This window comes from Stutzerimonas stutzeri SDM-LAC (genome assembly GCF_000235745.1).
Classification (GTDB): domain Bacteria; phylum Pseudomonadota; class Gammaproteobacteria; order Pseudomonadales; family Pseudomonadaceae; genus Stutzerimonas; species Stutzerimonas stutzeri_H.
Genome location: NZ_AGSX01000044.1, coordinates 13458 through 36574, shown reverse-complemented (window position 1 = coordinate 36574; position 23117 = coordinate 13458). Strand labels below are relative to the sequence as shown.

Genomic DNA, 23117 nt, shown 5'->3' with positions numbered 1-23117 from the left:
CAGGTGACGACACGCCGATCGTTATTGGCTCCGCGCTGATGGCGTTGAACGGTCAGGACGACAACGAGATGGGCGTATCGGCTGTGCGTAAGCTGGTCGAGACTCTGGATAGCTACATTCCGGAGCCTGAGCGTGCCATCGACAAGCCGTTCCTGATGCCGATCGAAGACGTGTTCTCCATCTCTGGTCGCGGTACTGTTGTGACTGGTCGTGTTGAGCGCGGCATCGTCAAGGTCCAGGAAGAAATCGAGATTGTTGGTATCCGTGATACCACCAAGACCACCTGCACCGGCGTTGAAATGTTCCGCAAGCTGCTCGACGAAGGTCGTGCTGGTGAGAACGTGGGCGTGCTGTTGCGCGGCACCAAGCGTGATGACGTCGAGCGTGGCCAGGTTCTGGCCAAGCCGGGCACCATCAAGCCGCACACCAAGTTCGAAGGCGAAGTCTACGTACTGAGCAAGGAAGAAGGCGGTCGTCACACTCCGTTCTTCAAAGGCTACCGTCCGCAGTTCTACTTCCGTACCACTGACGTGACCGGTAACTGCGAGCTGCCAGAAGGCGTCGAGATGGTAATGCCGGGCGACAACATCAAGATGGTTGTCACCCTGATCGCTCCGATCGCCATGGAAGACGGTCTGCGCTTCGCGATTCGCGAAGGTGGTCGTACCGTTGGTGCCGGCGTGGTTGCCAAGATCATCGAATAATCGTTCGGTGTCGGAAAGGGCCCTTCGGGGCCCTTTTTCTATTGCTGATCATTTATTGACACCCCCTGGACGCATCCGTACAATTGCGCCTCCTTTTACCGGGCGTATTGCGTTTGGTAGGGATGGCTAATTGGAGTCTGAGGTCAAAATGCAAAACCAACAAATCCGTATTCGGTTGAAGGCTTTTGACCATCGCCTGATCGATCAATCAACCCAGGAAATCGTGGAAACCGCGAAACGTACTGGTGCTCAGGTGCGTGGTCCGATTCCACTGCCGACCCGCAAAGAGCGGTTCACCGTTCTGGTTTCTCCGCACGTCAACAAGGACGCGCGCGACCAGTACGAGATCCGTACTCATAAGCGTGTGCTGGACATTGTTCAGCCAACCGACAAAACCGTCGATGCGCTGATGAAGCTTGATCTTGCGGCTGGCGTGGAAGTGCAGATCAGCCTCGGCTAAAACCTGGAGTTTTAGTCGTGTAACGCTCTGAAATGGGCGGCCATAGCGGGTGAAAGCCCCGTACACTCAAGAGGTTACAACATGACTATTGGTGTAGTCGGTCGTAAATGCGGCATGACCCGCGTTTTCACCGAAGATGGTGTCTCTATTCCGGTTACGGTCATTGAGATCGAGCCGAATCGCGTCACTCAGTTCAAGAATGAAAAGAGCGATGGCTATCGCGCCGTACAGGTCACTGTCGGCGAGCGCCGTGCATCCCGTGTTACCAAGGCTCAGGCTGGTCACTTCGCCAAGGCGAATGTAGCGGCCGGTCGTGGCGTCTGGGAATTCCGCCTCGATGGCGAGGAGTTCCAGGTCGGCGACCAGATCAAGGCCGAGATCTTCCAGGCTGGACAGATGGTGGATGTCACCGGTCAGTCCAAGGGTAAAGGCTTTGCCGGCACCATCAAGCGCTGGAATTTCCGTGGTCAGGACAATACTCACGGTAACTCCGTATCCCACCGCGTCCCGGGTTCGATTGGTCAATGCCAAACGCCAGGCCGTGTTTTCAAGGGCAAGAAGATGTCCGGGCACATGGGCGCCGAGCGCGTAACCGTGCAGTCCCTGGAAATCGTGCGCGTCGATGCCGAGCGTAACCTGCTGTTGGTCAAGGGTGCAGTGCCCGGCGCCACGGGTGGTGACGTTGTCGTGCGTCCGGCCGCCAAGGCTCGCGGGTAAGGGGGAGTTCACATGCAATTGAATGTAAATGGCGCACAGGCCATCGAAGTCTCCGAGCAAACCTTTGGTGGTGAGTTCAACGAGACCCTGGTGCACCAGGCTGTCGTCGCCTATATGGCTGGCGGTCGTCAGGGCAGCAAGCAGCAGAAGACTCGCTCCGATGTCTCGGGTGGCGGTAAGCGTCCCTGGCGTCAAAAGGGTACTGGCCGCGCTCGTGCGGGTACCTCGCGTGGTCCGATCTGGCGTGGCGGTGGCGTAACTTTCGCCGCTCGTCCGCAGAACCATGAGCAGAAGCTCAACAAGAAGATGTACCGCGCGGCGCTGCGTTCCATTCTTTCCGAATTGGTTCGTTCCGAGCGTCTGGTCGTCGTTGAAGATTTCGCCGTCGACAGCCCCAAGACCAAGCTGCTTGCCAACAAGCTGACTGGTATGGGTCTGAATGACGTACTGATTGTTTCCGATGCTGTCGATCAGAACCTGTACCTGGCGGCTCGCAACCTGCCGCACGTCGATGTTCGTGACGTTCAAGGTTCCGATCCAGTCAGCCTGATCGCCTATGACAAGGTGTTGATCACCGTGTCGGCTGTGAAGAAATTCGAGGAGCTGCTGGGATGAACCAGGAACGCGTATTCAAAGTCCTGCTTGGTCCGCACGTCTCCGAGAAGGCAACCATGCTGGCTGACAGCAAGAGCCAGTTCGTTTTCAAGGTTGCGGCTGATGCAACCAAGCTGGAAATCAAGAAGGCCGTCGAAAGCCTGTTCAACGTGAAGGTCGCCAAAGTCAGCACTCTGAATGTTCAGGGCAAGACCAAGCGTACCGCTCGCGGTCTGGGCAAGCGTAACGACTGGAAGAAGGCGTACATCGCGCTTCAGCCGGGCCAGGATCTCGATTTCTCCGGCAACGCTGAGTAAGGAAGGGGTGCATCATGGCAATCGTTAAATGCAAACCGACTTCCGCGGGCCGCCGTTTTGTGGTCAAAGTGGTCGGTCAGGAGCTGCACAAAGGCGCTCCTTATGCTCCGCTGCTCGAGAAGAAGTCGAAGTCTGGCGGTCGTAACAACAACGGTCGTATCACCACGCGTCACATTGGTGGTGGTCACAAGCAGCATTACCGTTTGGTCGATTTTCGTCGCAACAAGGACGGCATCCCTGCTGTCGTTGAACGCGTCGAATATGATCCAAACCGTACTGCACACATCGCACTACTGAAGTATGCGGACGGCGAGCGTCGTTACATCATCGCTCCCAAAGGCGTAAGTGCTGGCGATCAGCTGCTCTCCGGCGTCAACGCGCCGATCAAGGCGGGTAACAGCCTGCCGCTGCGCAACATTCCGCTAGGTTCCACCGTTCACGGTGTTGAGCTCAAGCCGGGCAAGGGTGCCCAGATTGCTCGCTCCGCTGGTGCTTCGGCACAGTTGGTCGCGCGTGAAGGTGCTTACGTCACCCTGCGTCTTCGCTCCGGCGAGATGCGCAAAGTGCTGGCCGAGTGCCGTGCGACGCTGGGTGAGGTCTCGAACTCCGAGCACAGCCTGCGTTCACTGGGTAAAGCCGGTGCCAAGCGCTGGCGCGGTGTTCGCCCGACCGTTCGCGGTGTGGCAATGAACCCGGTCGATCACCCCCACGGTGGTGGTGAGGGTCGTACCTCCGGTGGTCGTCATCCGGTGTCGCCATGGGGCTTCCCGACCAAGGGCGCGAAGACTCGCTCTAATAAGCGCACCGATAACATGATCGTCCGTCGTCGCAAGTAACTAGAGGGATACGACAGTGCCGCGTTCTCTGAAAAAAGGTCCTTTTATCGATCTTCACCTATTGAAGAAGGTCGAAGTGGCGATGGAAAAGAACGATCGTAAGCCGGTTAAAACCTGGTCGCGTCGTTCGATGATCCTGCCACAAATGGTCGGTCTGACCATCGCTGTGCATAACGGCCGTCAACATGTCCCCGTTCTCGTTAACGAAGACATGGTCGGCCACAAACTCGGCGAGTTCGCTGGTACCCGCACTTATCGCGGGCACGTAGCGGACAAGAAAGGCAAGCGCTAAGGGGTAAGGAAAGATGGAAGTAGCCGCTAAGTTGTCGGGCGCTCGCATCTCCGCCCAGAAAGCCCGCCTGGTCGCCGACCAGATCCGCGGGAAGAAGGTGGGCGAAGCGCTCAACCTGCTGGCTTTCAGCAGTAAGAAAGCCGCCGAGATCATGAAGAAAGTGCTGGAGTCGGCTGTAGCCAACGCCGAGCACAACGAAGGCGCTGACGTGGATGACCTGAAGGTCTCCACTGTCTTCGTCAACGAGGGGCGTTCGCTTAAGCGCATCATGCCGCGTGCCAAAGGCCGCGCTGATCGCATCGTCAAGCGGTCTTGCCATATCACTGTCAAGGTTGCGGACAAGTAACGGAGTCGATCAGATGGGTCAGAAAGTACATCCCACTGGCATTCGCCTGGGAATCGTCAAGGAGCACACTTCCGTCTGGTATGCAGACGGTCGTACGTACGCCGATTATCTGCTTGCAGATCTGAACGTGCGTGAATACCTCCAAGACAAACTAAAAAGCGCGTCCGTAAGCCGTATCGACATCCATCGTCCGGCTCAAACCGCACGCATCACCATCCACACCGCTCGTCCCGGCATCGTGATCGGCAAGAAGGGTGAAGATGTTGAGAAGCTGCGTCAGGACCTGACCAAGAGAATGGGTGTGCCTGTGCACATCAACATCGAAGAAATCCGCAAGCCGGAGCTCGATGCAATGCTGGTAGCACAGAACGTCGCTCAGCAGCTGGAGCGTCGCGTAATGTTCCGCCGCGCTATGAAGCGCGCCGTACAGAACGCGATCCGCATTGGTGCCAAGGGCATCAAGATCCAGGTGAGCGGTCGTCTGGGTGGGGCTGAAATTGCCCGTACAGAATGGTATCGGGAAGGTCGTGTGCCGTTGCACACCCTGCGTGCCGATATCGACTACAACACCTACGAAGCACACACCACTTACGGTGTGATTGGCGTCAAGGTTTGGATCTTCAAAGGCGAAGTGATTGGTGGTCGCCATGAAGAGCTCAAGCCGCAAGCGCCTGCGCCTCGTAAAAAAGCTGCCAAGTAAGGAGTACGCCAAATGTTGCAACCAAAGCGTACAAAATTCCGCAAGCAGATGACCGGTCACAACCGTGGCCTGGCTCAGCGCGGTAGCAAAGTCAGCTTCGGCGAGTTCGCTCTGAAGTCTGTCGCTCGCGGTCGTTTGACGGCGCGCCAGATCGAGTCCGCACGTCGTGCGTTGACTCGTCACGTAAAGCGTGGCGGCAAGATCTGGATCCGCGTGTTCCCCGACAAGCCTATATCCAAGAAGCCGCTTGAAGTACGGATGGGTAAGGGTAAGGGTAACGTGGAGTACTGGGTAGCCCAGATTCAGCCGGGCAAGGTGCTCTACGAGATCGAGGGTGTTTCCGAAGAGCTGGCGCGTGAGGCATTCGCCCTGGCTGCTGCAAAGCTGCCGCTCGCCACCTCCTTTGTTAAGCGGACGGTGATGTGATGAAAGCGAATGAACTTCGTGAAAAATCCGCTCAGCAGCTGAACGAGCAACTGCTCGAGTTGCTGCGCGACCAGTTTAATCTGCGTATGCAGAAAGCAACTGGCCAGTTGGGGCAGTCGCACCTGCTCTCGCAAGTCAAGCGTGACATCGCTCGCGTCAAGACTGTGCTCAACCAGCAGGCAGGTAAGTGATCATGGCTGAAGTTGAAAAGACTGTCCGCACGCTGACTGGCCGCGTCGTCAGCGACAAGATGGACAAAAGCATCACCGTTCTGATCGAGCGTCGTGTCAAGCACCCGATCTACGGTAAATACGTTAAGCGTTCGACCAAACTGCACGCTCACGACGAAACCAACCAGTGCCGTATCGGTGACAAGGTCACGATTCGCGAGACTCGTCCTTTGGCGAAGACCAAGTGCTGGATGTTGGTTGATGTCGTTGAACGTGCCGTCGAAGTCTAAGGGCTAGGGGTCGGAGAAATTATATGATTCAGACTCAATCAATGCTCGATGTGGCTGATAACAGTGGCGCTCGTCGCGTCATGTGTATCAAGGTTCTCGGCGGTTCGCACCGCCGTTACGCCGGCATCGGCGACATCATCAAGGTTACCGTCAAGGAAGCGATTCCTCGTGGCAAGGTCAAGAAAGGCCAGGTAATGACTGCGGTCGTAGTCCGTACCCGTCACGGTGTTCGTCGTCCCGATGGCTCCATCATTCGCTTCGATGGCAACGCTGCTGTTCTGCTGAACAACAAGCAGGAGCCAATTGGCACCCGTATTTTCGGGCCGGTGACGCGTGAACTTCGTTCCGAGAAGTTCATGAAGATCGTCTCGCTCGCGCCTGAAGTGCTGTAAGGAGAAGCCGCATGCAAAAGATTCGTCGCAACGACGAGATCATCGTCATCGCCGGCAAAGACAAGGGCAAGCGCGGTAAGGTGCTCCGGGTTCTCGCTGATGACCGTCTGGTCGTCGGTGGTATCAACCTGGTGAAGCGCCATACCAAGCCGAACCCGATGTCCGGCGTTCAGGGCGGTATCGTCGAGAAAGAGGCGCCATTGCACGCCTCTAACGTCGCTATTTTCAATGGCGAAACCAACAAAGCTGACCGCGTTGGGTTCAAGGTTGAAGACGGCAAGAAAATTCGTGTCTTCAAGTCGACCCAAAAGCCGGTTGAAGCTTGAGACTGCTAGGTAGATAACCATGGCACGACTAAAAGAAGTTTATCGGAAGCAAATCGCTCCCAAGCTGAAAGAAGAGCTTCAGCTTGGTAACGTGATGGAAGTTCCGCGCATTACCAAGATCACCCTGAACATGGGTATTGGCGAGGCCATCGGTGATAAGAAAATCATCGATAACGCGGTTGCCGATCTTGAGAAAATCACCGGCCAGAAGGTCGTCGTGACCCACGCTCGCAAGTCTATCGCTGGCTTCAAGGTCCGCGAAGGATGGCCGATCGGAGTCAAGGTGACTCTGCGTAGTGATCGTATGTACGAATTCCTGGATCGTCTGTTGTCGATCTCCCTGCCTCGGGTTCGCGATTTCCGCGGCCTGAATGCCAAGTCGTTTGACGGCCGTGGCAATTACAGCATGGGCGTGAAAGAGCAGATCATTTTCCCGGAAATCGATTACGACAAGATCGATGCCCTGCGTGGTCTGGACATCACTCTGACCACTACTGCTCGGACGGATGAAGAAGGTCGCGCGTTGCTGCGTGCATTCAACTTCCCGTTCCGTAACTGATTGGAGTAGGCACATGGCTAAGCAAAGCATGAAGAACCGCGAGCTGAAGCGTCAGCAAACGGTTGCCAAGTACGCCCAGAAGCGTGCCGCGCTGAAAGCAACCATCGCCAATCCGGAGACTACTCCTGAGGCGCGTTGGGAAGCTCAGGTGGCTCTGCAAAAGCAGCCTCGTGATGCAAGCGCTTCGCGTCTGCGTAACCGCTGCCGCCTGACTGGCCGTCCGCACGGTGTTTATCGCAAGTTTGGTCTTGCGCGTAACATGCTGCGTCAGGCCGCCATGCGTGGCGACGTACCGGGTCTGGTTAAAGCCAGCTGGTAAGAATGGTAGCCCGGCGTTCCCGTCGGGCTCACTGTTTACGAATCAAGCCCCTATGGGGCTTGATTCGTTTCTGGAGTATCTCTAGAATGTCCGGCTCGCCCGAGCCACGCCTTCGGTGTTTGCTCTTCTAGCCGGCGACACGAGCCCTCGCGGGCTTATTTTTTTGTATTAGGAGCCAAGAGCCCATGAGTATGCAGGACCCGTTAGCGGACATGCTAACTCGTATCCGTAATGCCCAGATGGCCGAAAAGTCCGTCGTAAGCATGCCGTCTTCCACTCTGAAGGTGGCTGTAGCCAACGTTCTTCAGGGTGAAGGCTATATCGCAGGATACAACGTCAGCAGCGACGCCAAGCCGCAGCTGTCTATCGAGCTTAAGTATTTCGAGGGCCGTCCGGTCATCGAGGAACTCAAGCGCGTAAGCCGTCCTGGCCTTCGCCAGTACAAATCCGTTGATCAGTTGCCGAAGGTTCGCGGCGGTCTGGGTGTTTCGATCGTATCCACCAACAAGGGTGTGATGACTGATCGAGCTGCTCGCGCTGCTGGCGTTGGCGGCGAAGTGCTTTGCACAGTGTTCTAAGGGGGGATAAGCATGTCTCGCGTTGCTAAGAACCCCGTCAAGCTGCCCGCTGGTGTTGAATTCAACATGTCCGGCCAGCAGCTATCGGTAAAGGGTGCCAAGGGCGCTCTCGAACTGAATGTGCACTCGTCCGTGGAAGTGATTCACGAGGCTGGTGAGTTGCGTTTCGCTGCTCGCAATGGCGATCAGCAGAATCGCGCCATGGCCGGTACCACCCGTGCGCTGGTTAACAATATGGTGATTGGCGTCAGCCAAGGCTTCGAGCGCAAGCTCCAGCTGGTTGGTGTTGGTTACAAGGCGCAAGCCAAAGGTCAAGTGCTGTCCCTGGCTCTCGGCTTCTCGCACCCGGTGGAATATGAACTGCCGCAAGGCGTTACCGCTGAGACCCCTAGCCAGACCGATATCCTGATCAAGGGTGTCGATAAGCAACTAGTCGGTCAGGTGGCTGCTGAAATCCGCGATTTCCGCCGTCCTGAGCCTTACAAAGGCAAAGGCGTGCGTTACTCGGACGAAGTGGTCCGTCGTAAAGAAGCTAAGAAGAAGTAGGGCATAGCAAATGAGCGTAAAGAAAGTTACTCGTCTGCGTCGCGCTCGCAAGGCACGCCTGAAGATGCGCGAGCTGGAAACCGTACGCCTTTGTGTGTACCGCTCTTCCCAGCACATCTACGCCCAGGTCCTTTCGGCCGACGGCGGCAAGGTCCTGGCCAGCGCCTCGACTCTCGACAAAGAACTGCGCGGCGGTGCCACTGGCAACGTCGACGCTGCCAAGAAAGTTGGTCAGCTGGTCGCTGAGCGTGCTAAGGCCGCAGGTGTCACCCAGGTGGCGTTCGACCGTTCTGGCTTCAAGTACCACGGTCGTGTCAAGGCACTGGCTGATGCTGCTCGTGAAGGCGGGCTGGAGTTCTAAGTTATGGCATATAACGAGCAAAAGCGCGACGAAGGCTACATTGAGAAGCTGGTTCAAGTTAACCGCGTCGCCAAGACTGTAAAAGGTGGCCGTATCTTCACCTTCACCGCGTTGACCGTGGTGGGTGATGGTAAGGGTCGTGTAGGTTTCGGTCGCGGAAAGTCCCGTGAAGTGCCGGCTGCTATTCAGAAGGCCATGGAGGCGGCTCGCCGCAACATGATCCAGGTTGATCTGAACGGCACCACACTGCAGTACGCTACGAAGGCGGCGCATGGCGCTTCCAAGGTCTACATGCAGCCTGCTTCCGAAGGTACTGGTGTGATCGCTGGTGGCGCCATGCGTGCCATTCTTGAGGTTGCTGGCGTGCAGAACGTCCTGGCCAAGTGCTACGGCTCTACCAACCCAGTGAACGTGGTTCATGCCACTTTCAAAGGTTTGAAAGCCATGCAGTCGCCTGAGTCGATCGCTGCCAAGCGTGGCAAGAGCGTCGAGGAGATTTCCTGATCATGGCTAACACCGTCAAGGTCACGCTGATCAAAAGCGTCAGCGGCCGTATCCCTAATCACAAGCTGTGCGTCAAGGGCCTTGGTCTTCGTCGCATTGGTCATACTGTTGAAGTTCAGGATACCCCTGAAAATCGCGGCATGATCAACAAGGCTTATTACATGCTCCGTGTGGAGGGCTAAGCCATGCAACTGAACGATCTGCGTTCTGCGCCGGGTGCCCGTCGCGAAAAGCTGCGTCCTGGCCGTGGTATCGGTAGTGGTCTAGGCAAGACCGGTGGCCGTGGTCACAAGGGTCAAACTTCCCGTTCCGGCGGCAAGATCGCTCCCGGGTTCGAGGGTGGCCAGCAGCCGTTGCATCGTCGCCTGCCGAAGTTCGGCTTCGTTTCGCTGAAGGCCATGGACCGCGCAGAAGTGCGTACTTCCGAATTGGCCAAGGTCGAAGGCGATGTCGTCTCCGTGCAAAGCCTCAAGGACGCGAACATCATCAACCAAAACGTGCAACGTGTGAAAGTGATGCTGTCGGGTGAGGTTGGTCGGGCTGTGACCCTGAAAGGCATCGCCGCCACCAAAGGTGCGCGTGCGGCTATCGAAGCAGCTGGCGGCAAGTTCGAGGAATAAATGGCTAAGCAAGGTGCTCTCTCCGCGCTGAGTAATGGCGGGCTGTCTGAACTCTGGGCTCGTCTGCGCTTTTTGCTGATGGCGATTGTCGTCTATCGAGTAGGGGCGCACATCCCGGTGCCGGGGATCAATCCCGACAGGTTGGCCGAGCTGTTCCGTCAGAACGAAGGGACCATCCTTAGCCTGTTCAATATGTTTTCAGGTGGCGCGCTGGAGCGCATGAGTATCTTTGCGCTGGGGATCATGCCGTACATTTCGGCATCGATCATCATGCAGCTCATGACAGCTGTCAGCCCGCAGCTTGAACAGTTGAAAAAGGAAGGCGAGGCCGGTCGCCGCAAGATTAGTCAGTACACGCGTTATCTGACGCTTGTTTTGGCGATCGTGCAGGCTATTGGTATGTCCGTCGGGCTGGCGGGTCAGGGCGTCGCATTCAGCAGTGATTTTGGCTTCTACTTCGTTGCCATCACGACGTTTGTGGCGGGCGCGATGTTCATGATGTGGCTGGGTGAGCAGATCACTGAGCGTGGTGTCGGCAACGGCATCTCGATGTTGATCTTCGCCGGTATCGTTGCTGGTTTGCCGGGCGCCCTTGGGCAGTCCTTCGAGTCGGCTCGTCAGGGTGACGTCAATATCATTGCGCTATTGGCTGTTGGTCTCCTAGCCGTTGCGATCATCGGTTTCGTGGTCTTCATTGAGCGTGGCCAGCGGCGGATTGCTGTGCACTACGCCAAGCGCCAGCAGGGTCGAAAGGTCTTTGCTGCGCAGACTAGCCACTTGCCCTTGAAGGTCAATATGGCGGGCGTGATCCCGGCAATTTTTGCGAGCAGCATTCTATTGTTCCCAGCTTCGTTGGGGCAGTGGTTTGGTCAGTCGGAAAGCATGAGTTGGCTGGCTGATATCTCGCAGGCGATTGCTCCCGGTCAGCCATTGAATATCCTGTTGTTCAGTGCCGGCATCATCTTTTTCTGCTTCTTCTATACGGCGTTGATGTTCAACCCCAAAGACGTTGCTGAAAACTTGAAGAAGTCTGGTGCGTTTATTCCAGGGATTCGTCCTGGTGAGCAGTCGGCGCGCTATATCGATGGTGTGTTGACCCGCTTGACCTTGTTCGGTGCCCTGTACATGACGGCTGTTTGTTTGCTTCCTCAGTTCCTTGTGGTTGCCGCAAATGTGCCGTTCTACCTTGGCGGGACTTCGTTGCTGATCGTGGTGGTGGTTGTCATGGACTTTATGTCCCAAGTGCAATCTCACCTCATGTCTCACCAGTACGATTCCCTGATGAAAAAAGCCAACCTGAAGGGGTATGGCAGCGGAATGCTTCGCTGATCTGTCCGTAAGGTTCCAGGAGTTGTCATGAAAGTTCGCGCATCGGTCAAGAAACTGTGCCGTAACTGCAAGATCGTCCGCCGCGAAGGCGTCGTTCGAGTAATCTGCAGTGCAGAACCGCGTCACAAACAGCGCCAAGGCTGATTGTGAGCTAAGGCTCGAGCCCGGCAGCTAGTGCGCTGCCGGGTTGATTATTTGTTATTACAGCGTTAGTATCTCGCGCCCTTTTCTTGGCTTCCGGGGCGTTGGGTAGCTGTCAATTGGAGTTTCACTGAATGGCCCGTATTGCAGGCGTAAACATTCCGGATAACAAGCACACTGTTATCTCGCTGACCTACATCTATGGTGTTGGTCGCACCCGTGCGCAGACTATCTGTGCAGCTACCGGTGTAAATCCGGCAGCAAAAATCAAGGATCTCACTGACGAGCAGGTCGAACTGCTTCGTGGCGAAGTGGCCAAGTTCATCGTTGAAGGTGACCTGCGTCGCGAAGTCAACATGAAGATCAAGCGCTTGATGGACCTGGGTTGCTACCGCGGCCTGCGTCATCGTCGTGGTCTGCCGGTGCGCGGTCAGCGTACCAAGACCAACGCTCGTACCCGTAAGGGTCCGCGTAAGCCGATCCGCAAGTAATCGCGTTAGCGCATCGACAGGAATCTAATCATGGCAAAACCTGCTGCTCGTCCTCGTAAAAAAATCAAAAAGACGGTGGTTGATGGCATCGCCCATATCCACGCGTCTTTCAATAACACCATCATCACTATCACCGATCGCCAAGGCAATGCGTTGTCCTGGGCTACGTCCGGTGGTTCCGGTTTCCGCGGCTCGCGTAAGAGCACCCCGTTCGCTGCCCAGGTGGCTGCCGAGCGTGCTGGTCAGGCGGCACTGGAATATGGCCTCAAGAACCTCGACGTCAACGTCAAGGGTCCTGGTCCGGGCCGTGAATCTGCCGTTCGTGCATTGAACGGCTGTGGTTATAAAATCGCCAGCATCACCGACGTGACGCCAATCCCGCACAACGGGTGCCGTCCGCCGAAGAAGCGCCGCGTGTAATCAGGAGACAGTGAGAAATGGCTCGTTATATTGGTCCCAAGTGCAAACTGTCTCGTCGTGAAGGCACCGATCTCTTTTTGAAGAGTGGTGTACGCGCGCTCGAATCGAAGTGCAATATCGAAACCCCGCCGGGTGTTCATGGTCAGCGTCGTGGTCGTCTGTCTGACTACGGTACTCAGCTGCGTGAAAAGCAAAAAGTGCGTCGTATCTACGGCGTATTGGAGCGTCAGTTCAGCGGCTACTACAAAGAAGCGGCCAGCCGTAAGGGCGCTACCGGCGAAAACTTGCTGCAACTGCTGGAATGCCGTCTGGATAACGTGGTTTATCGGATGGGCTTCGGCTCGACTCGTGCCGAATCGCGTCAGCTTGTTTCCCACAAAGCTATCAGCGTCAATGGCAAGACCGTGAACGTTCCGTCCTTCCAGGTGAAGGCGGGCGATGTGGTCGCCATTCGCGAGAAGTGCCGTAACCAGCTGCGTATCGCCCAAGCCCTGGAACTGTGTGCACAGCGCGGTCGCGTTGAGTGGGTCGAAGTAGATGCCGACAAGAAATCTGGCGTTTTCAAGAGTGTTCCGGCTCGCAGTGATCTGTCTGCCGACATCAACGAAAACCTGATTGTCGAGCTCTACTCCAAGTAAGGGCTAGAAAATAGGTGTATCCATGCAGATTTCGGTAAATGAGTTCCTGACCCCCCGCCATATCGATGTGCAGGTGGTCAGTCCGACCCGTGCCAAGATCACTCTCGAGCCTCTCGAGCGCGGTTTTGGCCATACCCTGGGCAACGCGCTGCGTCGCATTCTGTTGTCCTCCATGCCCGGCTGTGCTGTGGTCGAGGCTGAGATCGACGGTGTGCTTCACGAGTACAGCGCTATCGAGGGCGTGCAGGAAGATGTCATCGAAATCCTGCTGAACCTCAAAGGTATCGCCATCAAGCTGCACGGCCGTGATGAAGTGACCTTGAGCCTGGTGAAGAAGGGCGCGGGCGCTGTTACCGCTGCCGATATCCAGCTGGATCACGATGTCGAAATCGTCAATGGCGATCACCTGATCGCCAACCTGGCGGCTAATGGCTCGATCAACATGAAGCTCAAGGTCGCTCGCGGCCGTGGCTACGAGCCGGCTGACGCGCGTCAGAGTGATGAAGATGAGAGCCGTAGTATTGGCCGTCTTCAGCTCGATGCGACCTTCAGCCCGGTCCGTCGCGTGGCTTATGTTGTCGAAAATGCTCGTGTTGAGCAGCGCACCAACTTGGACAAGCTGGTTATCGACCTGGAAACCAACGGAACCCTGGATCCTGAAGAAGCGATCCGTCGTGCCGCGACCATCCTGCAGCAGCAGCTGGCCGCGTTCGTCGACCTCAAGGGTGACAGCGAGCCGGTCGTGGTCGAGCAGGAAGACGAGATCGATCCGATCCTGTTGCGCCCAGTTGATGACTTGGAACTGACCGTACGTTCGGCGAACTGCCTCAAGGCAGAGAACATCTACTACATCGGTGATCTGATCCAACGCACCGAAGTCGAGCTGTTGAAAACGCCGAACCTGGGCAAGAAATCTCTGACCGAAATCAAAGATGTTCTGGCTTCTCGTGGTCTGTCCCTCGGCATGCGCCTCGACAATTGGCCGCCGGCCAGTCTCAAGAAGGACGATAAGGCTACGGCCTGATCGACCATAGTCACCGAACTGATCGTTTGGTAAGGAATTTCAATCATGCGTCATCGTAAAAGTGGCCGTCATCTCAGCCGCACAAGCGCTCACCGCAAGGCCATGTTTCAGAACATGGCGGTGTCGCTGTTCGAGCACGAACTGATCAAGACAACCCTGCCTAAGGCCAAGGAACTGCGTCGCGTCGCCGAGCCGCTGATCACTCTGGCCAAGGAAGACAGCGTCGCTAATCGTCGTCTGGCTTTCGACCGTACTCGCTCCAAGGCAATCGTTGGCAAGTTGTTCAACGATCTGGGCCCGCGTTACGCCACCCGTCAGGGCGGCTACCTGCGTATCCTCAAGTGCGGTTTCCGTGCTGGCGACAACGCCCCTATGGCTTACGTCGAGCTGGTTGACCGTCCGGTTACCGGTGAGGTGGAAGCAGCCGAATAAGCTACGGCTTTTTCGGACAAAAAAAACCGAGCCTCAGGCTCGGTTTTTTTATATCCGTATTTTCTATCGCCTACGTTGACTCAACGCATTGGTCGCGCTCCGTTCGGCTTCCTATGATGACACCACACCGCCGGTGTTTCCGGTTTCGCTGCAAATGATGGATAGCCGTTCGAGGAGCTAAACATGACTGACAAACGCAGGTTGACGACCGTTGCCGGTGCGCCGGTCGCTGAAAACCAGAACTCACTGACTGCGGGCCCGCGTGGTCCGATGTTGCTGCAGGACGTCTGGTTCCTGGAGAAACTGGCGCATTTCGACCGTGAAGTGATTCCTGAGCGGCGCATGCATGCCAAAGGGTCGGGCGCTTTCGGCGAGTTTGTGGTGACCCACGACATCACCCGCTATACCAAGGCTGCGATCTTTTCCGAGGTGGGCAAGAAGACTCTGATGTTCGCCCGCTTCTCTACCGTGGCCGGCGAGCGTGGCGCTGCTGATGCCGAGCGCGATATTCGTGGCTATGCCCTCAAGTTCTATACCGAGCAGGGCAACTGGGACATGGTCGGCAACAACACGCCGGTGTTCTTCTTCCGCGACCCGCTGAAGTTCCCCGACCTTAACCATGCGGTCAAGCGCGACCCACGCACCAATATGCGCAGCGCCAACAACAACTGGGACTTCTGGACCGGTCTGCCGGAGGCGCTGCACCAGATTACCTACGTGATGGGCGACCGGGGCATTCCCGCTTCGTACCGACACATGCATGGTTTCGGCTCGCACACCTACAGCTTCATCAGTGCCGACAACCAGCGCTACTGGGTGAAGTTCCACTTCAAGACCCAGCAGGGCATCAAGAACCTCGCCGACGCGGAAGCGGCGGCCATCGTCGCCAGCGATCGTGAGAGCTCGCAGCGCGACCTGTTCGAGGCTATCGAACGCGGTGATTTCCCACGCTGGACCATGTACGTGCAGGTAATGCCCGAAACCGAGGCGGCGACTTATCGCTTCCACCCGTTCGATCTTACGAAGGTCTGGTCGAAGAAGGACTATCCGCTGATCGAGGTCGGCTATTACGAGCTCAATCGCAATGCCGACAACTATTTCCAGGAGGTCGAGCAGGCTGCATTCACGCCCGCTAACGTGGTGCCCGGTATCAGTTTTTCCCCGGATCGTATGCTGCAGGGGCGTCTGTTCTCCTACGGCGACGCGCAGCGCTACCGCCTGGGCGTGAACCACCACCAGATTCCGGTAAACGCGCCGCGTTGCCCAGTGCATAGCTATCATCGCGACGGTGCGATGCGAGTGGACGGCAATCACGGCGGCCGCCTGCACTACGAGCCGAACACCTACGGCGAGTGGCAACAACAGCCTGACTTCAGCGAGCCGCCATTGGCGCTCGAGGGAGCCGGCGCGCGCTACGATTTCCGTGCCGACGATGCCGATTACTTCACCCAGCCGGGTGATCTGTTCCGCTTGATGGGCGCCGATGAGCAACAGCGTCTGTTTGGCAATACGGCACGGGCGATGGGGGATGCGGCGCGGCATATCAAGCTGCGCCACATCAGGCACTGCTATCTGGCCGATCCAGCCTATGGTGCCGGCGTTGCGGCGGCGCTCGAACTGCCGGTGGAGGAGGCGTTGGCCTGATCGCCGACCTTGGCGCAACAAAAAACCGCAGCACTGCTGCGGTTTTTTGTTTTCGGAATAGCGCGCCTGCTTAGTCTGCCGTTGGCTCCCTGTCGCGTTCCAGTAGTGGCTTGAGGAAATGCCCCGTATGCGATTGTGACATCTCGGCGACCTCCTCCGGCGTGCCCGTGGCGATGATCTGGCCGCCCTTGGAGCCGCCCTCAGGACCGAGATCGACCAGCCAGTCGGCGGTCTTGATCACATCCAGATTGTGCTCGATGACGACTACCGTATTGCCGTGATCACGTAGCCGGTGCAGCACGTCCAGCAGTTGCTGGATATCGGCGAAGTGCAGACCCGTGGTGGGTTCGTCGAGGATATACAGCGTCTTGCCGGTGTCCCGCTTGGACAGCTCGCGGGACAGCTTGACCCGTTGCGCCTCACCGCCCGACAAGGTGGTCGCGCTCTGGCCGAGCTTGATGTAGGAAAGGCCCACGTCCATCAGCGTCTGTAGCTTGCGCGCCACCGCCGGCACCGGATCGAAAAACTCCCGCGCTACCTCGATGGTCATGTCGAGCACCTCGGTGATGCTCTTGCCCTTGTACTTCACTTCCAGCGTTTCGCGGTTGTAGCGCTTGCCCTTACAGACGTCGCAGGGCACGTAGATGTCCGGCAGGAAGTGCATTTCCACCTTGATCACGCCATCGCCCTGACAGGCTTCGCAGCGTCCGCCCTTGACGTTGAAGGAGAACCGCCCCGGGCCGTAACCGCGTGAGCGGGCCTCTGGAACGCCAGCGAAGAGTTCGCGGATCGGCGTGAACAGGCCGGTGTAGGTTGCCGGGTTCGAGCGCGGGGTGCGGCCGATCGGGCTCTGGTCGATATCCACCACCTTGTCGAGGTGCTGCAGGCCGTCGAAGGAATCGTGCGCGGCCACCTCGAGTGTCGTGGCGCCGTTGAGCGCAGTCGCAGTGATCGGGAACAGCGTGTTGTTGATTAGCGTTGACTTGCCCGAGCCTGATACACCCGTGATACAGGTCAGCAGGCCCACGGGGATTTCCAGATCGACGTTACGCAGGTTGTTGCCACGTGCACCCTTGAGTTTCAGCAGCTTGTCGGCATCGCGAGGGGTGCGTTTGTCTGGATAGCGAATCTTCACCCGCCCTGACAGATAGCCGCCGGTGAGGGAGGCGGGGTTAGACATTACGTCGTCGGGTGTGCCCTCGGCGACGATCTGCCCGCCATGCACACCGGCCCCAGGGCCGATATCGACCACGTAATCCGCCATGCGGATGGCGTCTTCATCGTGCTCGACGACGATAACGGTATTGCCGATATCGCGCAGGTGACGAAGCGTGCCCAGCAGGCGCTCGTTGTCTCGCTGATGCAGCCCGATCGACGGCTCGTCGAGGATGTACATGACACCGACCAGACCGGCACCGATCTGGCTGGCTAGGCGGATACGCTGCGCTTCACCACCGGACAGCGTGTCGGCGCTGCGGTCCAGGGTCAGGTAGTCGAGGCCGACATTCACCAGAAATTGCAGGCGCTCGCAGATCTCCTTGAGGATCTTGTCAGCAATCTCCCCGCGGCGGCCCGGCAGTGTAAGTCCACCGAAATACTCGGTGGCGTCGCCGATCGGCAGCCCGGTCACGGCTGGCAGCGTTTTGTCCCCCACCCAGACATGACGAGCTTCGCGGCGTAGTCGAGTGCCGCGGCACTCCGGACAGGGCTGGGTGCTGAGATACTTGGCCAGCTCTTCACGTACTGAGTTGGACTCGGTTTCCCGATAACGGCGCTCGAGGTTGGGGATGATGCCTTCGAAGGGGTGCGAGCGTTTGACGATGTCGCCGCGGTCGTTCAGGTAGCGAAAGTCTACGTTCTCCTTGCCGCTGCCGCGCAGGACATATTTCTGCTGCTCGGGCGGCAGTGAATCGAACGGCTCGTCGAGGCTGAACCCATAGTGCGAGGCCAAGGAGCCGAGCATCTGGAAGTAATAGACATTGCGCCGGTCCCAGCCTCGGATCGCACCCTCTGCCAACGTCAGCTCACCATTGACCAGGCGTTTGGCGTCGAAGAATTGTTTGACGCCGAGACCGTCGCAGGTGGGGCATGCCCCGGCGGGATTGTTGAAGGAGAAGAGCTTGGGCTCCAACTCGCTGATCGAATGCCCGCAGACGGGACAGGCGAAGCGAGCGGAGAAAATCATCTCCTCGCTGTCGTCCTCTTCTTCCATCGACGCGACCAGAGCGATGCCGTCGGCCAGCTTCAGCGCGGTTTCGAACGATTCGGCGAGCCGCTGTTGCAGATCGCTGCGGACCTTGAAGCGATCGACCACAACATCGATGGAGTGTTTTTTCTGCTTGTCGAGTTTCGGCAGTTCATCAAGTTCGTAGAGTCGGCCGTTGACTCGCGCGCGTACGAAGCCCTGCGCACGCAGTTCATCGAATACCGCCAGGTGTTCGCCCTTGCGCTCGCGGATCACTGGGGCGAGCAGCATCAATTTGCGGCCTTCAGGTAATGCCAGCACCTGGTCGACCATCTGGCTAACCGTCTGGGCTTCCAGCGGCGCGTCATGGTCAGGGCAGCGCGGCGTGCCTGCTCGCGCATAGAGCAGACGGAGGTAGTCGTAGATCTCGGTGATGGTGCCGACCGTCGAGCGCGGATTATGGGAGGTCGACTTTTGTTCGATGGAAATGGCCGGAGAAAGCCCTTCGATAGTATCGACATCGGGCTTTTCCATCATCGACAGAAACTGCCGGGCGTATGCCGAAAGGGACTCAACGTAGCGGCGCTGCCCTTCAGCATAAAGCGTATCGAAGGCCAGCGAGGACTTGCCCGAACCAGACAGACCAGTGATCACGATCAGTTTGTCGCGTGGCAAAGTCAGGTCGATGTTTTTCAGGTTGTGGGTACGTGCCCCACGAATCAGAATCTTGTCCAAAGCAGCCTCGCATGGCGGGCGAAAACCCGAAAGTATACGGCCAGCGGCGACATCGCGGCAAAGTAGCAAACCTGTGCCGAGCAGGGTATGACTGTTAGAATCGCCGCCGGTTAATTCAAGCGAGACCCCACATGCAGGATCCTTACAGCGAGCGCATGAGCGCTAGCGAAACCCGCGCAGCCTCCGGCTTAGCCCTGGTTTTCGCGTTTCGCATGCTCGGCATGTTCATGGTTCTGCCAGTGCTGGCGACCTATGGTATGGATCTGCAGGGCGCAACGCCGGCACTCATTGGTCTCGCCATTGGTGCTTATGGTTTGACCCAGGCGGTGCTGCAAATTCCGTTCGGAGTAATTTCCGATCGAATTGGCCGCCTTCCGGTGATCTATTTCGGGCTGTTGATCTTTGCCGCTGGCGCTGTGCTCGCCGCAACGGCTGATTCCATCTGGGGCGTGATTGCCGGTCGTGTCCTGCAAGGTGCAGGTGCGATCTCGGCTGCAGTCATGGCGTTACTGTCGGACCTGACTCGCGAGCAACATCGCACCAAGGCAATGGCAATGATCGGCATGAGTATCGGCGTATCGTTCGCCGTAGCAATGGTTGTCGGGCCGCTGCTGACGAGCGCATTCGGGCTTTCCGGACTGTTTTGGGTAACGGCAGGTATGGCCGCGCTGGGCATCCTGGTCGTGGCCGTGGTTCCGCGCGCTCCAGCGCATATCCGGCACCGCGAATCTGGCGTCGCCCGGCAGGCCTTGGGCGCAACGCTTCGCCATCGCGATCTGCTGCGACTTGATTTCAGTATTTTTGCGCTGCATGCCGTGCTGATGGCCAGTTTCGTCGCGTTGCCGCTGGCACTGGTGAATGAAGCTGCTCTGCCGAAGGAACAACATTGGTGGGTGTACTTGACCGCGCTGGTGGTAGGTTTCTTCGGTATGGTGCCGTTCATCATCTATGGCGAAAAGAAGCGTCAGATGAAGCGCGTCGTCCTGGGGGCGGTCGCGGTGCTCCTGCTCTCGGAGCTGTTCCTCTGGTGGTTCGGCAATCAGCTCTGGTCGCTGGTCGCCGGAATGATCGTGTTTTTCATCGCCTTTAACTTGCTGGAGGCTTCGTTGCCTTCGTTGATCAGCAAGGTCGCGCCTGCAGGAGGCAAGGGAACGGCGATGGGGATTTATTCAACCAGCCAGTTTCTCGGCTCCGGCCTGGGCGGCGTGCTTGGGGGCTGGCTCTTCCAGTTGGGCGGCCTGGGGCCGGTGTTTGCAGGGTGTGCAGCGCTGTGCGCGCTGTGGTTTGTCGTGACCCGGAGTATGCGAGAGCCACCCTATGTGACCGGGCTACGCCTGCCGCTGTCCGCCGGGGCGGCGTGTAATCCCGCGCTCACAGAGCAAATGATGGCGGTCGCGGGCGTATCCGACGCAGTGGTTATCGTCGAGGAGGCCGCTGCCTATTTGAAGGTGGACATGAAGGCCCTGGATCGGGCCGCACTGGATCGTCTGGTGGCCTGATCGAGCGCCGCCATACTCCAACCCCCAAGCTTGTGGCTTTTGACCTTCGTCCGGTTGCGCCGGTTGGCCGACCTCCGGCGGTAGGGTAAGATTGCCGGTCATTGGCTGTTTCCCGCTTGCGACGATCCGAGCCAGCACATTCATGTTTCAGTAAAGGAGTTACCCATGGCCAGAGGGGTGAATAAAGTCATCTTGATCGGCAATGTCGGCGGCGACCCGGAAACCCGCTACATGCCCAATGGCAATGCGGTGACCAACATCACGCTGGCTACCACCGACAGCTGGAAGGACAAGCAGACCGGCCAGCAGCAGGAACGCACCGAGTGGCATAGGGTCGTGCTGTTCGGCAAGGTCGCCGAGATCGCTGGCGAATACCTGCGCAAGGGCTCGCAGTGCTACATCGAAGGCCGCCTGCAGACCCGCGAATGGGAAAAGGACGGCGTGAAGCGCTACACCACCGAGGTGGTCGTGGACATGGGTGGCACGATGCAGCTGCTAGGCGGCCGTGGTGGCAGTTCCGACGACGCGCCGCGTCAATCCCAGCCGCGTCCGCAGCGCGAATCTCAGCCGCAACAGCAGTCGCGTCCGCAGTCTCAGCCGCAACCCGCTCAGCAGCCGGCTCCGGATTACGACAGTTTCGACGACGATATCCCGTTCTAGAGTTCACTCCATGCGAATGCGCCTGATGCTGTTGGGCGGCGGTAATGCCCTGGGTCAGGCGCTTATCCGCCTGGGCGCCGAGGAAGACATTGGCTTCCTCGCGCCATGCCCGCCCAGTCAGGGCTGGGATGCGCCAAGTCTGACCACTTTGCTCGACGATAACCGCCCGGATATCGTCATCAACCTCGCCTATTACTTTGACTGGTTCCAGAGCGGACATGTCGATGAAACCGTGCTGACCAGACAGGAGCGGGCGGTCGAGCGCCTGGCCGAGCTGGGCCAGCATCATCAGTTTGTACTGATGCAACCGTCCAGCTACCGGGTATTTGACGGGGCCCGAACGACCTCATACAGCGAAAGAGACGAGGTAGCCCCGCTCGACGCGCGCAGCTGTGCTCTTTGGCGTATGGAGCAGAGTGTGCGGGCGCTTTGCCCTCGACACGTTTTGTTGCGCTTTGGCTGGTTGCTGGACGACAGTTCGGACGGCTTGCTTGGCCGGTTCCTTCAGCGTCTCGAAGAGAACGACGAGCTGTGCCTCGCCGATGATCGTCGTGGCAACCCCACACCGGTCGAGGATGCGGCGCGGGTGATCCTGGCTGTGCTGAAGCAATTGGATTGTCAGGCGCCATTGTGGGGAACCTACCATTATGGTGGGCACGAGGCGTCAACCCCGCTGGTGGTTGGTCAGGCGCTTTTGGCCGAGGCGGCCAGCCACCGTCAGTTGGCGGTTGACAACCTTACCCCCGTCGCTCATGCCGCCTGCCCGGATGCAGCAGACGAGCCGCAGCATGGCGTGTTGGCGTGCAGGAAAATATTCAACACCTTCGGTATCAAACCGCGCGCCTGGCGCACTGGATTGCCGAGCCTATTGGAGCGTTATTACCGTCATGGCTGAACTGCCTGTTCTGGTTACTGGGGGAGCTGGGTTCATCGGGTCCAATTTGGTCGATGCACTTGTAGTACGCGGCTACGCTGTCCGGGTGCTGGACAATCTGTCGACTGGCAAGCGCAGTAACTTGCCGGATGATGAGGGCGTTGAGCTGGTCGTTGGCGACGTCGCGGATGCACAAACGATGCGCGATGCCGTTCAGGGATGTCGCGCCGTTGTGCACCTTGCCGCTGTGGCGTCGGTACAGGCCTCGGTCGATGACCCGGTTGGCACGCATCAGAGCAATCTGGTGGGGACACTGAATCTCTGTGAGGCGATGCGCGCTGAAGGCGTGCGACGGGTGGTTTTTGCCTCCAGCGCCGCGGTCTACGGAAACAACGGCGAAGGTGCCCCCATCGGCGAAGACACGCCGAAAGCGCCACTGACGCCATATGCGGCGGATAAGCTGGCCAGCGAACACTATCTGGACTTCTATCGTCGTCAGCATGGATTGGAACCCGTGGTTTTTCGGTTCTTCAATATTTATGGGCCGCGTCAGGATCCGTCGTCTCCCTACTCCGGGGTCATCAGCATCTTTACCGAGAGGGCGCAGAAGGGTTTGCCGATTGCGATTTTCGGCGATGGCGAGCAGACCCGGGATTTCGTGTATGTCGGTGATCTTGTCGAGCTATTGGTGCAGGCGCTGGAGCGTCCGATCGCTGAGCCCGGTGAGGTCAACGTCGGACTGAATCGCGCCACCAGCCTGAACCAGTTGTTGGGTGCGATCGGCGACGTGCTCGGTGGGTTGCCGCCGGTCACTCATCAGGCCGCACGCAGCGGCGACATCCGACATTCGCGGGCGAACAATACAAGGTTGCTGCAGCGCTACCGTTTGCCGGATCAACCAACCGACATGCGTGACGGGCTGGCGAAGTTGCTCGGTCGATAAAGCAACGCTAGAAAAGAAAAGGCGCCCTGGGGCGCCTTTGTCGTA

General features: G+C 58.1%; 35 protein-coding genes. 34 read left to right on the top strand and 1 reads right to left on the bottom strand.

The genetic code is table 11. The features are described 5' to 3' along the window. From PSTU_RS0105185 to PSTU_RS0105040, 30 genes are all read left to right on the top strand, one after another. Positions 1-704, top strand: a 704-nt coding sequence (locus tag PSTU_RS0105185) for an EF-Tu/IF-2/RF-3 family GTPase (protein WP_019339979.1), incomplete at its 5' end; no start/stop codon positions are given. Between the two features lie 148 nt (positions 705-852). Then, the gene (gene rpsJ, locus PSTU_RS0105180; RefSeq protein WP_003186070.1) at positions 853-1164 is read left to right on the top strand and encodes a 30S ribosomal protein S10; all 312 of its coding nucleotides are present in this window, start codon (positions 853-855) and stop codon (positions 1162-1164) included. An 81-nt stretch (positions 1165-1245) separates the two neighbouring features. Further along, positions 1246-1881 (top strand): 50S ribosomal protein L3, encoded by a 636-nt coding sequence (gene rplC, locus PSTU_RS0105175; protein WP_019339978.1) that lies wholly within the window; start codon positions 1246-1248, stop codon positions 1879-1881. A 12-nt stretch (positions 1882-1893) separates the two neighbouring features. Beyond that, positions 1894-2496, top strand: a complete 603-nt coding sequence (gene rplD / locus PSTU_RS0105170; RefSeq protein ID WP_019339977.1) for a 50S ribosomal protein L4 — start codon at positions 1894-1896, stop codon at positions 2494-2496. Further along, complete coding sequence (gene rplW, locus PSTU_RS0105165; protein ID WP_019339976.1) at positions 2493-2792, top strand: 50S ribosomal protein L23; 300 nt, start codon at positions 2493-2495, stop codon at positions 2790-2792. The genes rplD and rplW overlap by 4 nt, the downstream gene beginning before the upstream one ends. A 14-nt stretch (positions 2793-2806) precedes the next feature. Beyond that, positions 2807-3628: a 50S ribosomal protein L2 gene (rplB, locus tag PSTU_RS0105160; RefSeq protein WP_019339975.1), complete on the top strand. Its 822-nt coding sequence runs from the start codon at positions 2807-2809 to the stop codon at positions 3626-3628. 16 nt (positions 3629-3644) lie between these two features. Beyond that, entirely contained in the window at positions 3645-3920 is a 276-nt protein-coding gene (rpsS, locus tag PSTU_RS0105155; RefSeq protein WP_019339974.1) for a 30S ribosomal protein S19, read from the top strand. A gap of 13 nt (positions 3921-3933) precedes the next feature. Then, a complete protein-coding gene (gene rplV, locus PSTU_RS0105150) occupies positions 3934-4266 on the top strand; it encodes a 50S ribosomal protein L22 (protein ID WP_003103908.1) in 333 nt (110 codons plus the stop codon). 13 nt (positions 4267-4279) lie between these two features. Further along, entirely contained in the window at positions 4280-4966 is a 687-nt protein-coding gene (gene rpsC / locus PSTU_RS0105145) for a 30S ribosomal protein S3 (protein ID WP_019339973.1), read from the top strand. A gap of 12 nt (positions 4967-4978) precedes the next feature. Further along, positions 4979-5392: a 50S ribosomal protein L16 gene (gene rplP, locus PSTU_RS0105140; RefSeq protein WP_003176421.1), complete on the top strand. Its 414-nt coding sequence runs from the start codon at positions 4979-4981 to the stop codon at positions 5390-5392. Further along, positions 5392-5583, top strand: a complete 192-nt coding sequence (gene rpmC, locus PSTU_RS0105135) for a 50S ribosomal protein L29 (RefSeq protein WP_003289209.1) — start codon at positions 5392-5394, stop codon at positions 5581-5583. Before rplP ends, rpmC begins: the two co-directional genes overlap by 1 nt. Before the next feature lie 2 nt (positions 5584-5585). After that, the gene (gene rpsQ / locus PSTU_RS0105130) at positions 5586-5852 is read left to right on the top strand and encodes a 30S ribosomal protein S17 (RefSeq protein ID WP_029404618.1); all 267 of its coding nucleotides are present in this window, start codon (positions 5586-5588) and stop codon (positions 5850-5852) included. A gap of 23 nt (positions 5853-5875) precedes the next feature. Beyond that, on the top strand, positions 5876-6244 hold the full coding sequence (gene rplN / locus PSTU_RS0105125; protein ID WP_003289207.1) for a 50S ribosomal protein L14: 369 nt from the start codon (positions 5876-5878) through the stop codon (positions 6242-6244). Between the two features lie 11 nt (positions 6245-6255). Next, positions 6256-6570 (top strand): 50S ribosomal protein L24, encoded by a 315-nt coding sequence (gene rplX / locus PSTU_RS0105120; protein ID WP_019339971.1) that lies wholly within the window; start codon positions 6256-6258, stop codon positions 6568-6570. Positions 6571-6589: 19 nt separating this feature from the next. Beyond that, the gene (gene rplE, locus PSTU_RS0105115) at positions 6590-7129 is read left to right on the top strand and encodes a 50S ribosomal protein L5 (protein WP_019339970.1); all 540 of its coding nucleotides are present in this window, start codon (positions 6590-6592) and stop codon (positions 7127-7129) included. Positions 7130-7142: 13 nt separating this feature from the next. Then, on the top strand, positions 7143-7448 hold the full coding sequence (rpsN, locus tag PSTU_RS0105110) for a 30S ribosomal protein S14 (protein WP_019339969.1): 306 nt from the start codon (positions 7143-7145) through the stop codon (positions 7446-7448). Between the two features lie 185 nt (positions 7449-7633). Continuing rightward, positions 7634-8026 (top strand): 30S ribosomal protein S8, encoded by a 393-nt coding sequence (gene rpsH, locus PSTU_RS0105105; protein ID WP_003281824.1) that lies wholly within the window; start codon positions 7634-7636, stop codon positions 8024-8026. A gap of 12 nt (positions 8027-8038) precedes the next feature. After that, positions 8039-8572: a 50S ribosomal protein L6 gene (rplF, locus tag PSTU_RS0105100; protein ID WP_019339968.1), complete on the top strand. Its 534-nt coding sequence runs from the start codon at positions 8039-8041 to the stop codon at positions 8570-8572. A 10-nt stretch (positions 8573-8582) separates the two neighbouring features. Then, the gene (rplR, locus tag PSTU_RS0105095) at positions 8583-8933 is read left to right on the top strand and encodes a 50S ribosomal protein L18 (protein WP_019339967.1); all 351 of its coding nucleotides are present in this window, start codon (positions 8583-8585) and stop codon (positions 8931-8933) included. Between the two features lie 3 nt (positions 8934-8936). Further along, on the top strand, positions 8937-9437 hold the full coding sequence (gene rpsE, locus PSTU_RS0105090; RefSeq protein ID WP_019339966.1) for a 30S ribosomal protein S5: 501 nt from the start codon (positions 8937-8939) through the stop codon (positions 9435-9437). Between the two features lie 2 nt (positions 9438-9439). After that, entirely contained in the window at positions 9440-9619 is a 180-nt protein-coding gene (rpmD, locus tag PSTU_RS0105085) for a 50S ribosomal protein L30 (protein ID WP_003281818.1), read from the top strand. A 3-nt stretch (positions 9620-9622) separates the two neighbouring features. Continuing rightward, positions 9623-10057: a 50S ribosomal protein L15 gene (rplO, locus tag PSTU_RS0105080; protein ID WP_019339965.1), complete on the top strand. Its 435-nt coding sequence runs from the start codon at positions 9623-9625 to the stop codon at positions 10055-10057. Then, complete coding sequence (gene secY / locus PSTU_RS0105075) at positions 10058-11386, top strand: preprotein translocase subunit SecY (protein WP_019339964.1); 1329 nt, start codon at positions 10058-10060, stop codon at positions 11384-11386. It abuts the gene before it with no gap. A 27-nt stretch (positions 11387-11413) separates the two neighbouring features. Beyond that, positions 11414-11530: a 50S ribosomal protein L36 gene (gene rpmJ, locus PSTU_RS0105070; protein WP_014854209.1), complete on the top strand. Its 117-nt coding sequence runs from the start codon at positions 11414-11416 to the stop codon at positions 11528-11530. 131 nt (positions 11531-11661) lie between these two features. Further along, positions 11662-12018, top strand: a complete 357-nt coding sequence (gene rpsM / locus PSTU_RS0105065; protein WP_019339963.1) for a 30S ribosomal protein S13 — start codon at positions 11662-11664, stop codon at positions 12016-12018. A 30-nt stretch (positions 12019-12048) separates the two neighbouring features. Beyond that, positions 12049-12438, top strand: coding sequence for a 30S ribosomal protein S11 (rpsK, locus tag PSTU_RS0105060; RefSeq protein WP_019339962.1), 390 nt, complete (start codon positions 12049-12051; stop codon positions 12436-12438). A 17-nt stretch (positions 12439-12455) separates the two neighbouring features. Next, positions 12456-13076 (top strand): 30S ribosomal protein S4, encoded by a 621-nt coding sequence (gene rpsD, locus PSTU_RS0105055; protein WP_019339961.1) that lies wholly within the window; start codon positions 12456-12458, stop codon positions 13074-13076. Positions 13077-13098: 22 nt separating this feature from the next. Further along, positions 13099-14100, top strand: coding sequence for a DNA-directed RNA polymerase subunit alpha (locus PSTU_RS0105050; RefSeq protein WP_019339960.1), 1002 nt, complete (start codon positions 13099-13101; stop codon positions 14098-14100). Positions 14101-14145: 45 nt separating this feature from the next. Then, a complete protein-coding gene (gene rplQ / locus PSTU_RS0105045; RefSeq protein WP_019339959.1) occupies positions 14146-14532 on the top strand; it encodes a 50S ribosomal protein L17 in 387 nt (128 codons plus the stop codon). Positions 14533-14715: 183 nt separating this feature from the next. Continuing rightward, positions 14716-16176, top strand: coding sequence for a catalase (locus PSTU_RS0105040; RefSeq protein WP_019339958.1), 1461 nt, complete (start codon positions 14716-14718; stop codon positions 16174-16176). A 70-nt stretch (positions 16177-16246) separates the two neighbouring features. On the opposite strand, the gene uvrA is transcribed toward PSTU_RS0105040, so the two are convergent. Further along, entirely contained in the window at positions 16247-19096 is a 2850-nt protein-coding gene (gene uvrA / locus PSTU_RS0105035) for an excinuclease ABC subunit UvrA (RefSeq protein ID WP_019339957.1), read from the bottom strand. Between the two features lie 131 nt (positions 19097-19227). Here uvrA and PSTU_RS0105030 point away from each other — a divergent pair, with 131 nt between their 5' ends. The 4 genes from PSTU_RS0105030 to PSTU_RS0105015 all read left to right on the top strand — a co-directional run bounded on the left by PSTU_RS0105030 (position 19228) and on the right by PSTU_RS0105015 (position 23072). Beyond that, on the top strand, positions 19228-20595 hold the full coding sequence (locus PSTU_RS0105030; protein WP_019339956.1) for an MFS transporter: 1368 nt from the start codon (positions 19228-19230) through the stop codon (positions 20593-20595). A 165-nt stretch (positions 20596-20760) separates the two neighbouring features. Continuing rightward, complete coding sequence (locus PSTU_RS0105025) at positions 20761-21255, top strand: single-stranded DNA-binding protein (protein WP_019339955.1); 495 nt, start codon at positions 20761-20763, stop codon at positions 21253-21255. 10 nt (positions 21256-21265) lie between these two features. Beyond that, positions 21266-22150, top strand: a complete 885-nt coding sequence (locus PSTU_RS0105020; RefSeq protein ID WP_019339954.1) for a sugar nucleotide-binding protein — start codon at positions 21266-21268, stop codon at positions 22148-22150. After that, a complete protein-coding gene (locus tag PSTU_RS0105015; RefSeq protein WP_019339953.1) occupies positions 22143-23072 on the top strand; it encodes an NAD-dependent epimerase/dehydratase family protein in 930 nt (309 codons plus the stop codon). The genes PSTU_RS0105020 and PSTU_RS0105015 overlap by 8 nt, the downstream gene beginning before the upstream one ends. Positions 23073-23117: the final 45 nt, after the last annotated feature.